Origin of the sequence: Chryseobacterium soli, assembly GCF_000737705.1 — a bacterium.
GTDB lineage: Bacteria > Bacteroidota > Bacteroidia > Flavobacteriales > Weeksellaceae > Chryseobacterium > Chryseobacterium soli.
Map to the genome: position 1 here is coordinate 36,963 of NZ_JPRH01000005.1, position 15,011 is coordinate 51,973.

Sequence of the window (15,011 nt, forward strand, 5' to 3'; positions counted from 1 at the left end):
TATTTGTCAGTCTTAACAAAAATTAACAATAGAAATGGATAATATTGAAGCATTAAGTCCGAAACCGGATGAATTTGTAGAGAATAAGGGTTCCAGACATCCAAAGGGATTATGGGTTCTTTTCGGAACAGAAATGTGGGAGCGTTTCAACTTTTACGGGATGAGAGCGCTTTTGACGCTTTTCATGGTAAATTCCCTATTAATAAAAGAAGCGGATGCGGCAATCATTTATGGTGGATTTTTAGCTTTATGTTATCTTACCCCTCTTTTGGGTGGTTTTATTGCTGATAAATATATCGGAAATAGAAATGCTATCCTTATTGGAGGTTCATTAATGGCAATTGGTCAGTTTTTATTATTCATCAGTGCCTCAAGTTTTTCCGCAGATTTAGGAAGTGCGAAAACCATTATGTGGTTGGCATTGTTCGTTATTATTTTTGGTAACGGGTTCTTCAAACCAAACATTTCCTCAATGGTAGGAAGTCTTTATCCTAAACAGGAAAAATCTAAACTAGACTCAGCGTTCACGATTTTCTACATGGGAATCAACATTGGAGCGTTCCTGGGACAGTTCATTTGTCCTTATGTAGGAGACGTAAAAGATGCCACAACGGGAGTAAGAGATATTTTTGCTTTTAAATGGGGATTCTTAGCTGCTTCAATTGCCATGGTAGTTGGAACAATAACATTCTTTATCCTTAAAAACAAGTATGTAGTAACGCCGGAAGGAAGACCTATCGGTGGATTACCGAAAAATAATACAAGTGCAGATTTTGAAGAAGGAGAAACTCAGACCGCAAAATTTACTGGAGTATCATTAGGAATTACTGGAGGTATTTTCGTTGTTTTATTCTTCGTTTTCAGATACTTACTTGTTGGTGAATTTGGGTTTAAAGCTGTGGAAATGGGGCAATTAATCAAAGGAATTATTTATCCTTTCATTTATGCTGCAGGTATTTCTTTGGCATTCTTAATTATGAGTTCTGCTGAAAACAAGATAGAAAGACAAAGAATTTGGGTAATTTATATTGTATCATTCTTCATTATTTTCTTCTGGGCAGCTTTCGAGCAGGCAGGATCTTCATTAACATTTATCGCAGATAACCAAACAGACAGAAGTATTTTCGGATGGAATATGCCACCGTCAATGGTGCAGATTTTCAACGGTATTTTCGTTGTATTATTGGCAGTTCCTTTCAGTTTATGTTGGGATAAATTAAGAGCCAAAGGAAAAGAGCCGGTTTCTCCAATGAAACAGGCAATGGGATTAGCTTTAATTGCTTTAAGTTATTTCATTATCGCGCATAACGTAAAAGATCTTGGAAATTCAGGATTATTAGCGATCAAATGGTTAATGCTTTTATATTTCATCCAAACTTGTGGTGAACTTTGTTTATCTCCAATCGGTTTATCTTTGGTAGGTAAATTAGCTCCAAAAAGATTCGCATCTTTATTATATGGTGTATTCTTTATTTCTAATGCTGCCGGTTATGCATTGGCTGGTTCATTAGGAGCATTGATTCCTGCAACTGGTGATAAATTCTCTAAAGCACAGGAAATCGGAGTAAACCTTCAAGATGTTTTAGATAAAAAAGTGACATTAAATGCTGATCAGGTTGCAGCATTTGAAAAAGCTCAACTACCTTTAGCAAATCCAACTTTTGCAGGAGTTGAAATCCACAACTTATTCGAATTCTTTATGGTATTCGTTGTATTGTGTGGTATTGCAGCTGTAATTTTAGCTTTAATTTCACCAATCTTAAAGAAAATGATGAACGGTGTAAATTAACCGTATCAATAAAATATAAGTAAAACCTCTGCTAAGTCAGAGGTTTTTTTTATTTTCGTACGATGGAAATCTCCGAAGATTCTTTATATCAATCCGTAAAGGAAATCGTTACGCAATCGCGCGAAAAAGTTTTTCGCATGGCGAATTCCACACTTTTGCTTACGTACTGGCAAATCGGGCAACTTATTGTTGAAGATGAACAGAAAGGAAATGAACGGGGAACTTATGAATCCTATACACTGAAGAATCTCTCAAAAAAATTAACTTTAGAGTTTGGAAAAGATTTTGATGAAAGTAATCTAAGAAATATGCGTTCTTTTTATCAGGCATTCCCAATATGTGACGCATTGCGTCACGAATTGAGCTGGACTCATTACAGGCTATTGATAAAGATGAATAATTCAGATAAAGTGAATTATTACATCAATGAATCTATTCAAAACAGCTGGAACTACAGAGATCTGAAAAGACAAATTAATTCTCTTGTATTTAAAAACCGGGGAACTTTCTCATCAGGATATCGGTCAAATTGATATGTATGTAAGAATGGTATGATGACATGAAAAGAAATGAAGGCGATAATCCAACCATAGGCATTTTACTCTGCTCAGAAAAAGATGAAACTATCGTAAAGTACTCTATTCTTAACGACAAAAATAACCTTTTTGCAAGTAAATATTTGTTGTACCTTCCGAAAGAAGAAGAATTAAAGCAAATCATTGATCAGGACAGAATCCGTTTCGAACTTGATCAGGAAAATAATCACTCAAACTAAAATAATTATAAAGCAATTATGAGCTTAACTTTAGATGAAATACAAAATTTCAAAGGAAAATATCCAAAACAAATATGGAGCTTATTTTTCTCTGAAATGTGGGAACGCTTTTGTTTCTACGGAATGCGAGGAATGCTGGTTTTCTTTATGATCTCCCAGCTTAATTTCCACGAAAAGGAAGCCAATCTTCAATATGGTGCCACCCAGGCATTTGTGTATGCCTTCACTTTTATAGGCGGCCTTTTTGCCGATAAAATTCTAGGTTTCCGAAAGTCTCTGTTCTGGGGCGGACTCTTAATGATAGTTGGAAGTTTAATTCTAGCAACCGATCCGCATAAGTTCTTCTTCCTGGGAATTGCATTCACAGTAGTAGGTACAGGTTTTTTCAAACCCAATATTTCTTCTATGGTCGGTCAGCTTTATAAGCCTAATGATTCAAGAGCTGATGCAGGTTTCTCACTTTTCTACGCAGGAATCAACCTTGGAGCTTTGCTTGGAGGATATTTATGTATTGCAATAGGTAAAGGAGAACTTTTTGCCAGTTTTATTCCAGAAGAGTTAAGATGGCATCTTGCTTTTGGATTTGCTGCAATTGTAATGGTAATAAGCTTAATTAATTTCGTTTTTACGCAAAAAAGTTTAGGAACAATCGGTCTTCAGCCGGGACATCCCAATAATGAAATAAAATCAGCTCCTATCGCAAAATGGCAGGAATACGGGGTATATGTTTTATCACTAATCTTCGTTCCGATTATTATGATCATGGTTGCAAAGACCCAGTATACAGACTATTTTATGTATACCATCGGGCCATTAACTCTGATCTATCTGTTCTATGAAATGACAAAAGTGACGGCTGCAGAACGTAAAAAATTGTGGGCAGCACTTGTATTCATTTTATTCTCTATCCTGTTCTGGGGAATTTATGAGCAAAGTGGTGGTTCATTAAGTATTTTCGCCGCTAAAAATTTAAATAAAGACCTTCTTGGATTAGATCCGAACGGAGTTAATAATTCAGGAGGTGCATTTTTCATTATTTTCTTAGCACCTATTATCGGCCTGCTCTGGATTTGGCTGAATAAAAGAAAGATAGAGCCTAATACCATCATTAAATTCGGTCTCGGATTTATCTTCCTTGGACTTGGGTATTATGTTTTATTTGCTACTAAATTCTTTGCTAATTTACAGGGGATCACCTCATTGAACTTTTTCACGATTGCTTTATTAGTAATTACCCTGGGTGAGCTTTGTCTCTCCCCTATCGGATTGTCAATTATGACCAAACTTTCCACCAAAAATCTTCAGGGAATGATGATGGGAATGTGGTTCCTTGCTTCGGCATATGGCCAGTATGTGGCGGGAATTATCGGAGCAGGTCTTGCCACTGCAAAAAAAGGAGCTACCAATTATGATGTTTTAATCACTTATACTGATGGATATAAACAATTAGGATTATATGCCGTTATTGCCGGTGTGGTACTAATTTTGATCTCTCCATTTGTAAAAAAATTAATGCAGGATGTAAAATAGTCATACGTATTATGCTTAATTTTACTTAAATATCAAATTATGAAAAAAATTTTAAGCATAGTATTTCTTTTTTGGCTCACCTTTAGTTTTGCACAAATCAAATGGATGACCATTGAGGAAGCTTTACAAGCCCAGAAAGAAAATCCAAAAAAAATACTGATTGACTTTTATGCAGACTGGTGCGGTCCCTGTAAAATTATGGAGAAAAAAACCTATGGACATCCCGTTATTGCTGATATTTTAAATGCCAATTACTATGCTGTAAAATTTAATGCAGAAGAGAAAAAGTCCATGGATATTTTTGGAAGAACGTTTACAAATCCAAATACAGAACATAAAAAAGGAAAAAATGCACTTCATGAATTTACCCAGTATATGAATGTAGGTGCTGTCCCAAGTACTGTTTTTCTTGATGAGAGTGGAGGTCCTATTACCATCCTTCAAGGGGAATTATCCGCAAAAGAGTTGGAACCGTATTTAGAATTGATTTCCACCAATCTTTTCAAAAAAATAAAAACACGGGATCAGTGGGAAGATTATCAGAAAAAATTTAAATCTAAAATAAAAGATTAATACAGAAGACCTTCAGAAATTGAGGGTCTTTTTTTATCAATATTTTTTAATTTTTCCGTGTCGCAAATTTTAAACTTTAGCCTATTTTCACGAAATTAGTGCCCATTTTTAAATGACTTTAGAGACATCCATAGAATATGTAAAAGGTATCGGTCCTGAAAAAGCCAAACTCATCAAAAGTGTGTTAGGTATTTCTACCGTGGAAGATCTTTTAACCTTCTACCCGATCCGCTATCTTGATAAAAGCAAGGTATACAAAATTTCCAATCTTCAGGAAAGCAATCTGGAAATTCAGCTTAAAGGAAAAATTACCCATGTGCAGGAGATCCAGACTGGGAAAATAAAAAGACTTGCCGCAAAATTCAATGATGATACCGGCACCATGGATCTGGTGTGGTTTCAGTATTCTAAATGGATGAAGGAGCAGCTTCCTATTAACCGTGAAATTTATATTTTCGGGAAGATCAATGTGTTCAATAATCAATATTCCATGCCTCACCCTGAGATTGAAATTGAGGAAAAGAAAGAAGGTGACCACCGATTAAGTCCTATATATCCTAGTTCTGAAAAATTAACCAAAAGAGGATTAAACCAAAGATTTTTTCAGACTGTTTTAAAAAATGTCTGCAAAGAAATTCCTAATCTCATTCAGGAAAATTTTCCGGATTATATGATAAAAGCTTTTAAGTTTTTATCAAGACAGCATACGTATCTGAATATTCATTTTCCAAAAGACCTGGAATATGTTGAAAAGGCTGATAATCGGTTAAAATTTGAAGAATCATTCTTTTTCCAATTGGGTTTTGGTTTAAAAAAGCTCCATCATAAAACGCAGTCATTCGGTAATTCCTTTCCGATCGTAGGAGATTATTTTACGAATTTTTATCAGAATCATCTTCCTTTTGAATTGACCAATGCCCAAAAAAGGGTGTTAAAGGAAATCCGCCTGGATATGAAAAGGCCTATCCAGATGAACAGACTGCTTCAGGGCGATGTGGGTTCAGGAAAAACGATGGTTGCATTACTTACGATGCTTATTGCCATGGATAACGGTTTTCAAAGCTGCCTGATGGCTCCCACCGAAATTCTAGCACAACAGCATTACAACGGAATAAAAGATCTGTTAGAAGGAACAGGAATCAATATCAGGATTTTAACAGGTTCATCCAAAGCTTCTCAAAGAAAGATCATTCATGAAGAGCTTCAAAATGGCACACTTTCTATTCTGGTAGGAACTCATGCGGTGTTAGAAGATAAAGTAAAATTTAAAAATCTAGGACTGGCTATTATTGATGAACAGCACAGATTTGGGGTTGCACAGCGGGCCAAACTCTGGGCTAAGAATAGAATTCCGCCCCATATTCTTGTGATGACCGCCACGCCTATTCCCAGGACATTGGCTATGAGTTTTTACTCTGATCTTGATGTTTCGGTGATTGATGAGATGCCGGTAGGAAGAAAACCCATTATAACCGCTCACAGACGTGAAAAAGACAGAACTTTTGTTTATAATTTCTGCAGAGACGAGATCAAGAAAGGAAGACAGGTATATTTTGTATATCCACTGATCGAGGAATCCGAAACCTTGGATTACAAAAATCTAATGGATGGTTTGGAACATGTGATGAATTCATTTTCAGATTATAATGTCACGATGCTGCATGGAAAAATGAAACCTGATGAAAAAGATGCAGCCATGAATTATTTTGCTTCCGGAAAAGCTGAAATAATGGTTGCTACCACAGTTATTGAAGTTGGCGTAAATGTTCCAAACGCTTCAGTAATGGTGATTGAAAGTGCAGAAAGATTCGGTTTATCACAGCTTCATCAGCTTCGCGGACGTGTAGGCCGGGGTGCTGAACAGAGCTACTGTATTTTGATGACTTCTGATAAATTGTCTAAAGAAAGCAGAACCCGTATCAAAACGATGACTGAAACCAATGATGGGTTTAAAATTTCTGAAGTTGACATGCAGCTTCGTGGTCCGGGCGATATTCTGGGTACGCAGCAAAGCGGTGTAGTAGATTTTAAGAAACTGGATCTGGTAAACGATTCAGCAATTATTAAAGCGACTAAAGATGCAGTAGAAAAAATCCTTGAAAATGATCCATTGCTTGTAAAACCGGACAACCTCATCATCAAGAATTACTATGTAAGATATTATAAGGGTGAAAATAAATGGAGTAAAATTTCATAAAAAAACCGCGAAAAGAAATCTTCCCGCGGCCCCCTTATAAAACTGTTATTTAGAAGAAATTACTTTTGATCTTTCAAAAAACTTATTTTAATAGCCATAGCTTAATATCTTGTGATTTGGTGTGTGGTGTGAAAATATTTATATATTATTTGAAAATATTTTTGGGCCATAACTATTAAAATAAATTATAAAAAAACAAAATGAATTACTTTTCCAACTTGCTTATTATAAAAACTAACTGTGTCTGAGTTGAAGGATTTGGGAATGAAACGAATAAAAATATCCTCCAGCTCTTCTCAAGTTTTCATGATTGTACCGTTTTGTTTAAAGATCTTCTGCGCTTTATAGTTGGAAATTAATATAATCCATTTTGTTTAACTAACATTGTGACTAATATAATTTAGTTTCTCATTCGAAACAATTATCTTTTCAAACATTTACTGATTTTATATATAATAAATTTGTGTCGCTTATTTACAGTTACAAAATTGCAACTATTCACCTGAAAAGCTTTTACATTATTTCTATTATTAGTTATAAAATTTTCACATAAGTGTGAATATTATGTAATAAATACTATTCTTTTTATTCAAATACAGGTAACATTTCCCTATACAATTATCCCACTTTCATCATGAAATTATCAATATTCAATCCCGAAGTATGATACTGCCAGTTGATGGTGATTACTTCCGTAAGAATCTTCTTCAACGGTTCATAAGCCTCAGGTTTTTTAATAAAAATATTGGCTCCTTTTACAAAAACGCTTTCAATTTCATCTTCCGAAAGCAGGTGAGAATATACTGCTGTCACGATATTACCGAATCTGAAGTCCATCTTTATTTCTTCCAGACATTCCATGCTGCTCTTCTTGGTAATTTCGTATTTCATGAATACAATTTCAGGAATAAGAGCATCTTCGCTGTTCAGGTATTCCATTAAATTATCTCCATTCATAAAACACTGCACCTTAACCCCTACTTTTAAATCTTTAAATATGCTTTTAAAGAATATTAAATTTCCTTCATCTTCGTCTACTACTATTACGTTCAGAAATTCTTTATTCATAGAGCATTTTTGAATTGATAACCAAACTCTGAGCCTTCCGTCTCTTCATAATGATTTTATGAAACTGAGAAGGGGTAATCCCTGTCGTATTCTTAAATTGCGTACTCAAATGGGCAACACTGGAATAGTTTAATTTATGGGCAATTTCTGTAAGGCTTTGCTTATTGCTGATGATTAATTCTTTTGCGTATTCTATTTTCTGCAGAATAATAAAATTCTCTATCGACGTATAGGTAACCTCGGAAAATAAATTAGAAAGGTAACCGTAGCTGTGATTCAGTTTTTCTGCAATATAAATAGAGGCTTTCACAGGAATAGCTTCGTTAGAAAAAACAAGTTCTACAATGGCATCTTTTATTTTCTGTACCAAAGCTGTTTTTTGGCTTTCAATAATTTCTATGCCATAGTCTTTAAGATTTTTCTTAAAAACACTATGCTGCTCTTGTGTAAAAGATTCATAGAATTCTACCTCACCAAAGTTCAGCAGGCGGTATTTAAGCCCGTGCTCTTTAAGTTTTTCATCCAATACTTTCTTACAGAGAGCATTGAAATCAAATTTTACGTACATTTTCATCCTAGTATAAGTGTGCTAAATTTTAAGTAAATATAAGGATTTATTTCAATCTAAAGTGAAATAGGATGCTTTTTTTTAACTTTAAAATTGAACACGAAAAATTCCTGTATTATTAAATACAGGAATTTAAACACTAAGGATGAAAAAAAATACACTGATAAAAAGCTTAACAGCTTAAAACCAAGCATATGAATGTATTGTTATGAAGTGATTTGGTTCTGATACAAAGATGATCTAAAAAACCACATCACTTGTTATAGAATTATAGGATAATGTTATAGAATTTTAAGTCAAATTACCGTGAATTAAAAATTCCATTACATAGTCATCCATGACAAATCCATTACCAATATCTAAAATCACTTCATTATACACCTTATATCCTTGCGATTCATAGAACTTTTTGGCAGAATTATCCTTATTTACATTTAAAATAATCCTGCTGTTTCCGCTCTCCTGAACCTTTTCTTTTAAAAATTCTAAGGCACCTTTTCCGAAGCCTTTTCCTTTACTTTCAGGAGCCAAATAAATTCTGTGAAGTTTTGTAGTCGCCGCTTCGTAATCATGTTCATAACCAATGAACCCTTCATAAGAATTATTTCTATCATCTAAAATCATGTAATAATGATAATTAGAATTTTGCAGATGCTTTAAAATTTCATTAGCAGAATACATTTCTTCCAACATATATTCAATCTGTTCTGTGGAAATAATTCCAACATAGGTTTTTTCCCAAGACCTTCTTGCCAAGTTCTGAATCAGCGGTATGTCTTTTTCTGTTGCTCCAATTAATTTCATACTTTTTTGGATTAAAAAAAGTGAAAAACCAGTACGGTTTTCCACTTTATAATTACTAACTTTTTTTTATTAAATGTTAACCATTTCTGCTTTAATTTTTTCGTAAAGCCCTTCAGAAGCCGGAACCAAAGGAAGTCTTAAATAATTTTTAATAATTCCTTTTTCTACCAGTACTGCTTTAACACCACAAGGGTTTCCCTCAGCAAAAATCAAACGGATCATCTCCACTAATTTATTGTGAATTGCATAAGCTTCCTGTACTTTTCCTTCGAAAGCAAGCTGCACCATCGTTGTAAATTCTTTAGGATACGCCTGGCCTATTACAGAAATAACGCCATCTCCACCAGCCAGTGTTACCGGAAGTGTGTATTCATCATCACCGGAAACCAAAGAAAATCCCTCAGGTTTCTTCCTTAAGATATCAAAATACTGAAGAATGTTGGGTGCTGCTTCTTTGATCAGGAATAAATTAGGAAATTCTTTTGCCAAGCGGATGGTAGTATCCGCTTCCAGATTCTGTCCTGTTCTTGAAGGAACGTTATAAATAATGATATTCTTACCTGTTGAAGCAAGTGCTTTATAATGCTGGTAAAGCCCTTCCTGATTAGGTTTATTGTAATACGGAGATACTGACAAAACAGCTTCAAAAGCTGATAAATCTGTTTCTTCAATCTGTTTTTTTACTTCAAGAGTATTGTTTCCACCGATCCCCAGGACAAGGGGAAGGCGTTTACCATTTACTTTAATGATATGATCTACTACCTGTTTCTTCTCCTCGGTAGAAAGTGTTGCAGCTTCTGCTGTAGTTCCTAATACAACTAAATAATTGATTCCGTTCTCGATATTATATTCAACAAGTTTTGTTAAACTGTCGAAATCAACGGATAAATCTTCATTAAAGGGTGTTATTAATGCAACACCTACTCCTTTTAAAATGCTCATCTGCTAGAATTATTTTCTTCAAATTTAATAATTTAGACTAAGAATTTATAATAAATAATAATGTTTTATTATACATATAATTATATTTGCATATACTAAAAGAGATTATGAAAAATAAATTCTTATTACTGGGAATTTCTCTGACTGTTCTTACTGCCTGCAAGACGGCTTCTTTGCAGGTATATAATGTACAGACACAGAAAAACATTTCTATTAATAACGAGCTGAAGAATGATGAAGATTTTGTGAAAATTATCGAACCTTATAAGCAAAAATTGGATAAAGAGATGAATCAGAAAATCTCTCATACCAATACAGATCTTACCAAACAGGGAGATAACAGTAACCTGGGAAATCTTTTAGCAGACTATACATTCGATGGAGCTGATCAATGGGCAAAGTCCAAGCTTAACAAAAATGTAGATGCCGCCCTGATCAACATCGGAGGAATTCGTACCACAATCGGAAAAGGTGACATTCTTTTGAAAAGCGTTTTTGAGGTAATGCCTTTTGAAAATGAAGTGATTATTGTTAAACTGAAAGGAACTGATCTTCAGGGACTTTTTGATTATTACGCAAAAACTCAGGTGAACAATCCTGTGTCCCATTTATATATTGAAACAAATAACGGACAGTTATCAAAATCTTTAATCAACGGAAAACCTGTAAATCCTAATCAGGATTATTACATTGCCACTTCAGATTATCTTGCTTTAGGTGGCGACAATATGAAATTCTTCGCAAAAGGAGAATCAATTCCTACCGGAATCCGGTTAAGAGATTTATTTATTGACTATTTCAAGAAAAATGCTGAAGTAGTGCCTAATAATGATATTCGTTTAAATTTTATTGGTAAGAAATAATGGATAGAAAAAGTTTTTTAAAAGCAATAAGCGGCGGAACTTTAGCAATGGCTTTAGCTCCTAATATGATGATGGCAGAAGATTTAAAATTCAGAGGAATAACATCCGGAAGAAAACTGACTATTCTCCATACCAATGACCAACACAGCAGAATTGAACCTTTTGACGAAAGCTATACAAAAAATCCTAACCAGGGAGGTTTTGCAAGAAGAGCAAGCCTGATTCAGAAAATCCGAAGCCAGGAAAGCAATGTATTGCTGCTTGATTCCGGGGACATTTTCCAGGGAACTCCTTATTTCAACTTTTTCGGAGGTGAGCTGGAATTTAAATTAATGTCAATGATGAAGTACGATGCTTCTACGATGGGAAATCATGATTTTGACAATGGTTTGGATGGTTTTTTAAAGGTGCTGCCTAATGCTCAATTTCCTTTCATCTGCTCCAACTATGATTTTAAAAATACAGTTTTAGATGGGAAAACTATTCCGTATAAAATTTTTAATAAAGATGGGATTAAGGTCGGGATTTTCGCAGTAGGAATACAATTGGACGGACTTGTAGGCAAGAAACAATACGGAGAAACCGTTTATTCAAACCCTATTGATGTCGCGCAGCATTATTCAAATTTTCTTAAAAATGAGCAGAAATGTGATCTTGTCATCTGCCTTTCACACATCGGCTATGATTATAAAGACGAACCCAATAAAGTAAGTGATAAAATTCTAGCGGCCAAAACGGAAAATATTGATATTATATTAGGTGGGCATACCCATACTTTTTTACCCGAACCACAAACCTATACGAACAGGCAAGGAAAAAATGTGCTGGTTAATCAGGTTGGATGGGCAGGTCTTCTTTTAGGCAGAATAGATTTTCACTTTGATTCTAATAAAAATATACAACATATTTCCTGGAACAATCAGGTAATCGACAGCAGCATAATCGCATAATATGAAAAAACTTTATATAATTTCTCTTGGTATTTTAGCATCCCTGCAATGGACAAATGCACAGACCATTTCATCAAAAAAGTGGACCGATCTGTTTTCCTACAATAATGTCTTGGCCATGAAAGAAGACAACGGAAAAATAATTGCCGCTACAGAAAACGGGATATTCTATTATACAACCTCAACAGGAGAGATTACAAAGTTGTCGAAAGCCAACGGACTCCATGATGTGAAAATCACGGCTTTTGATTATAATTCGAAAACCAAGATTGGTCTTATCGGATATCAGAACGGTTCGATGGACGTCATTACTCCACAAGAAATCAAATATGTAGTAGATATTCCTATTGCTGCAGGCTATAACGGAAGCAAAAAAATTAATCATATTTCTATAACAGGAGACCAGGCTGTGGTTTCTGTAGGATATGGTGTTTCAATATTTAATTTAAAGAAAAAAGAATTTGGAGATTCTGCCTTCTTTTTAAGTGGAGGTATTTATGAAACAGCTAACGAGGCTACCATTTTTGGAAATAAGGTCTATGCGGTTACAAATACCGGGCTAAAAAGTCATGAAATGGATACTACATTCCCGGTATTTTCAACCTGGACTACAGAAATCCCCGGATCATTTAAACACATTGATTCGGAAGCCGGACTTGTTTTTTCTTCGGCAACTGCTGCATTTATGTACAATAACGGTACAGCAACAGCTCTTCCTATCACCTTTGGAAATATTCACGATGTAGTTACTACAACTGATAATATTATAATCACTGACCAAAACAGAATATACACGTTTAACTCTAACGGAATAGCCCAGACCACAGTAAGTGTCGGAGAGGAATGTAATACAGCAACAATGGTGGGCGGAAAAGTATATGGGGGAACAATACTGTCAGGAATAAAGGATGAAGCCAATAGTACATATAAGCCATCCGGTCCCTATCTTAATTATGCTTACAAAATAAACTTGTATGATAACAATCAGATGTTGGTTTCTTCAGGTGCAAGAGGAGACCGATATGGTTCACAGATTATAAATCCTGAAAATCCTGGTTTTTATTATTTTAATGGTACAGAATGGCTTTACTCTTCTTATTTTATTGGAAATTCCACGGCATTTAATATCCTGGATGCGGTTATCAATCCAATGGACAATAATGAAGTTCTTTTTACAAATTACACTTATTTCACTCAGGGAATCTACAAAATGAAGTATAATTCTACCAACAAAGATTTTGACTTTGTAAAACACTATGATTTAGTAGCCAATGATGCTTATTATTATCGTCCTGTAGGTTTTGTAAGTGATAATCAAAATAATCTTTTTGTAAGTTTTGGATTCAATTTTGGAAATGGTTCTATTGGTATTTATGATAAATCAGCAGATAATTTTGTAGTAAAAAAATTCAGTTTCACAAGTGACGCAGTTCAGAAGCCTTTGCTATATGAAGGACTGTTATGGATTCCCATGCCAAGGACAAATAATTTTATGGTCTATGATTATAAAAATACTCCGACCAATACTTCTGATGATGTAGAATATGTATTAAAAGAATCCAATGGTTTTGCCGGTAACTCAAAAGGAACATTATCAGTTGCCATTGATAAATCGGGTGATGCATGGATAGGTACAGACAGCGGACTAAGAATATTATCTAATGCCGCTACAGAAATAAAAGGAACTAATCCAGAAGTAAACCCTATTATCATTGAACAAGGTGGACTTGGAGAAGAACTTTTCAGAGATGCCCAGATTCTTCAGATAGAAGTAGATGCCGGTGATCATAAATGGGTATCAATAGATGGTGGTGGTGTATATTATTTATCCGCAGATGGCCAACAGACCATAAAACATTTCACAAAAGAAAATTCGCCACTGCCAACCAACAGTGTAACAGATATTAAAGTAGACCGAAAGACCGGTAAAGTATATTTTGCCACTTACAGCGGTATTGTAGCTTATCAAAGTGATGTTTCCGATGTTAATTCCAATTTTGGAAATGTCGTAGTCTATCCAAATCCTGTTGTATATTCTAATTTCAAAGGAAAAGTAACAATTAAAGGACTGGCAGAAAAAACAAATATCAGAATTGCCGATGCTGCAGGAAACGTAGTACATTCAGCAGTAGCAAGAGGCGGGTATTATGAATGGGATCTTAATAATGTAAAAGGTACCAGAGTAGCTTCCGGGATCTATTTTGTACTGATGACCAATGAGGATGGCTCTGATAAAGCTACTGCAAAAATAGCCGTAGTTAATTAATGAATTCACAAAACGGATTTTTACTTTCGTTCATCAAATACGGAGAAAATGATGCCGTCCTTCACTGTTTTACAGAAGAGGACGGCTTTCAAACTTACTTTCTAAAAGGAATTTATTCCAAAAGAAACAAAAAGAAAGCCCTACTTCTGCCTTTAAGCAAGCTTAATTTTACGACTAATCCAGTCAAAGGCAATGGAATACCTTCAGTATCAAAATTTGAACTGATAGAAAACAACGATATCTATACAGATATCAAAGTAAATACGGTTATATTTTTCGTTTCAGATTTTTTAAACCAAATTCTTAAACATGAAAATAAAAATCCTGGTATATTCTTTAGCATTGACCAATTCATAGCCGAACTGACAAATAAAAACTATCAGTCCCATCTGCTGTTTCTCATTGCTATATTAAAAATTCAGGGAGTTGCTCCGCTAGTCAATAACGGAAAATACCTTGATCCGGAAACAGGAACGTTTGCCGTTGGTGCTTCTCACCAGCTATTTAATGAAGAGATTTCCGCCCTATGGAAAAATGCGGTTTCATCTGAAAACCTCTACCATATAAAAATCCCGGCTTCTTTGAGAAAAGATTTTCTGGACAGCCTTTTGGTATATTACCATTACCACATTACAGACTTCAGAATACCCGCATCCCTTGAAGTTATTCAACAGATTTTTGAATAA

Annotated in this window: 14 protein-coding genes; 10 read left to right on the top strand and 4 right to left on the bottom strand. The window is 34.7% G+C overall.

All coding sequences use genetic code 11. The annotated features are described in order from the left end of the window. Positions 1-34 precede the first annotated feature (34 nt). The 6 genes from IW15_RS13315 (at position 35) to recG (ending at position 6,864) form a co-directional block, all read left to right on the top strand. The gene (locus tag IW15_RS13315; protein ID WP_034712092.1) at positions 35-1,789 is read left to right on the top strand and encodes a peptide MFS transporter; all 1,755 of its coding nucleotides are present in this window, start codon (positions 35-37) and stop codon (positions 1,787-1,789) included. A 62-nt stretch (positions 1,790-1,851) separates the two neighbouring features. Further along, on the top strand, positions 1,852-2,322 hold the full coding sequence (locus IW15_RS13320) for a DUF1016 N-terminal domain-containing protein (RefSeq protein WP_084681431.1): 471 nt from the start codon (positions 1,852-1,854) through the stop codon (positions 2,320-2,322). A gap of 26 nt (positions 2,323-2,348) precedes the next feature. Continuing rightward, positions 2,349-2,564, top strand: coding sequence for a PDDEXK nuclease domain-containing protein (locus IW15_RS23035; protein WP_034712095.1), 216 nt, complete (start codon positions 2,349-2,351; stop codon positions 2,562-2,564). Positions 2,565-2,582: 18 nt separating this feature from the next. Further along, complete coding sequence (locus tag IW15_RS13330; RefSeq protein ID WP_034712097.1) at positions 2,583-4,094, top strand: peptide MFS transporter; 1,512 nt, start codon at positions 2,583-2,585, stop codon at positions 4,092-4,094. 39 nt (positions 4,095-4,133) lie between these two features. Continuing rightward, positions 4,134-4,667, top strand: a complete 534-nt coding sequence (locus IW15_RS13335; RefSeq protein ID WP_034712099.1) for a thioredoxin family protein — start codon at positions 4,134-4,136, stop codon at positions 4,665-4,667. Positions 4,668-4,779: 112 nt separating this feature from the next. Continuing rightward, a complete protein-coding gene (recG, locus tag IW15_RS13340) occupies positions 4,780-6,864 on the top strand; it encodes an ATP-dependent DNA helicase RecG (RefSeq protein ID WP_034712101.1) in 2,085 nt (694 codons plus the stop codon). A gap of 618 nt (positions 6,865-7,482) precedes the next feature. Here the strand turns inward: recG and IW15_RS13345 are convergent. The 4 genes from IW15_RS13345 to dapA all read right to left on the bottom strand — a co-directional run bounded on the left by IW15_RS13345 (position 7,483) and on the right by dapA (position 10,246). Next, on the bottom strand, positions 7,483-7,932 hold the full coding sequence (locus tag IW15_RS13345) for a response regulator (protein WP_034712103.1): 450 nt from the start codon (positions 7,930-7,932) through the stop codon (positions 7,483-7,485). Further along, on the bottom strand, positions 7,925-8,506 hold the full coding sequence (locus IW15_RS13350; RefSeq protein WP_034712106.1) for a helix-turn-helix domain-containing protein: 582 nt from the start codon (positions 8,504-8,506) through the stop codon (positions 7,925-7,927). The genes IW15_RS13345 and IW15_RS13350 overlap by 8 nt, the downstream gene beginning before the upstream one ends. Before the next feature lie 285 nt (positions 8,507-8,791). Then, positions 8,792-9,304 carry a GNAT family N-acetyltransferase gene (locus tag IW15_RS13355; protein ID WP_034712109.1) on the bottom strand — a complete coding sequence of 171 codons (513 nt, stop codon included), beginning with the start codon at positions 9,302-9,304 and terminating at the stop codon, positions 8,792-8,794. Positions 9,305-9,373: 69 nt separating this feature from the next. Then, a complete protein-coding gene (gene dapA, locus IW15_RS13360) occupies positions 9,374-10,246 on the bottom strand; it encodes a 4-hydroxy-tetrahydrodipicolinate synthase (protein ID WP_034712110.1) in 873 nt (290 codons plus the stop codon). A gap of 107 nt (positions 10,247-10,353) precedes the next feature. Between dapA and IW15_RS13365 the strand changes: the two genes are divergently transcribed. From IW15_RS13365 to recO, 4 genes are read left to right on the top strand one after another with little or no spacing between them, the layout of a single operon-like run. Next, positions 10,354-11,109: a 5'-nucleotidase C-terminal domain-containing protein gene (locus tag IW15_RS13365; RefSeq protein WP_034712112.1), complete on the top strand. Its 756-nt coding sequence runs from the start codon at positions 10,354-10,356 to the stop codon at positions 11,107-11,109. After that, positions 11,109-12,059 (top strand): bifunctional metallophosphatase/5'-nucleotidase, encoded by a 951-nt coding sequence (locus IW15_RS13370; RefSeq protein ID WP_034712114.1) that lies wholly within the window; start codon positions 11,109-11,111, stop codon positions 12,057-12,059. Before IW15_RS13365 ends, IW15_RS13370 begins: the two co-directional genes overlap by 1 nt. Position 12,060: 1 nt before the next feature. Then, complete coding sequence (porZ, locus tag IW15_RS13375; protein WP_034712116.1) at positions 12,061-14,325, top strand: type IX secretion system anionic LPS delivery protein PorZ; 2,265 nt, start codon at positions 12,061-12,063, stop codon at positions 14,323-14,325. Further along, positions 14,325-15,011 (top strand): DNA repair protein RecO, encoded by a 687-nt coding sequence (gene recO, locus IW15_RS13380; RefSeq protein WP_034712119.1) that lies wholly within the window; start codon positions 14,325-14,327, stop codon positions 15,009-15,011. The genes porZ and recO overlap by 1 nt, the downstream gene beginning before the upstream one ends.

What these genes read in the sequence shown, in the direction of transcription:
- IW15_RS13315 (WP_034712092.1), top strand. Translation starts at nt 35, where the DNA reads ATGGATAATATTGAAGCATTAAGTCCGAAACCGGATGAATTTGTAGAG.
- IW15_RS13320 (WP_084681431.1), top strand. Translation starts at nt 1,852, where the DNA reads ATGGAAATCTCCGAAGATTCTTTATATCAATCCGTAAAGGAAATCGTT.
- IW15_RS23035 (WP_034712095.1), top strand. Translation starts at nt 2,349, where the DNA reads ATGAAAAGAAATGAAGGCGATAATCCAACCATAGGCATTTTACTCTGC.
- IW15_RS13330 (WP_034712097.1), top strand. Translation starts at nt 2,583, where the DNA reads ATGAGCTTAACTTTAGATGAAATACAAAATTTCAAAGGAAAATATCCA.
- IW15_RS13335 (WP_034712099.1), top strand. Translation starts at nt 4,134, where the DNA reads ATGAAAAAAATTTTAAGCATAGTATTTCTTTTTTGGCTCACCTTTAGT.
- recG (WP_034712101.1), top strand. Translation starts at nt 4,780, where the DNA reads ATGACTTTAGAGACATCCATAGAATATGTAAAAGGTATCGGTCCTGAA.
- IW15_RS13345 (WP_034712103.1), bottom strand. Translation starts at nt 7,932, where the DNA reads ATGAATAAAGAATTTCTGAACGTAATAGTAGTAGACGAAGATGAAGGA.
- IW15_RS13350 (WP_034712106.1), bottom strand. Translation starts at nt 8,506, where the DNA reads ATGAAAATGTACGTAAAATTTGATTTCAATGCTCTCTGTAAGAAAGTA.
- IW15_RS13355 (WP_034712109.1), bottom strand. Translation starts at nt 9,304, where the DNA reads ATGAAATTAATTGGAGCAACAGAAAAAGACATACCGCTGATTCAGAAC.
- dapA (WP_034712110.1), bottom strand. Translation starts at nt 10,246, where the DNA reads ATGAGCATTTTAAAAGGAGTAGGTGTTGCATTAATAACACCCTTTAAT.
- IW15_RS13365 (WP_034712112.1), top strand. Translation starts at nt 10,354, where the DNA reads ATGAAAAATAAATTCTTATTACTGGGAATTTCTCTGACTGTTCTTACT.
- IW15_RS13370 (WP_034712114.1), top strand. Translation starts at nt 11,109, where the DNA reads ATGGATAGAAAAAGTTTTTTAAAAGCAATAAGCGGCGGAACTTTAGCA.
- porZ (WP_034712116.1), top strand. Translation starts at nt 12,061, where the DNA reads ATGAAAAAACTTTATATAATTTCTCTTGGTATTTTAGCATCCCTGCAA.
- recO (WP_034712119.1), top strand. Translation starts at nt 14,325, where the DNA reads ATGAATTCACAAAACGGATTTTTACTTTCGTTCATCAAATACGGAGAA.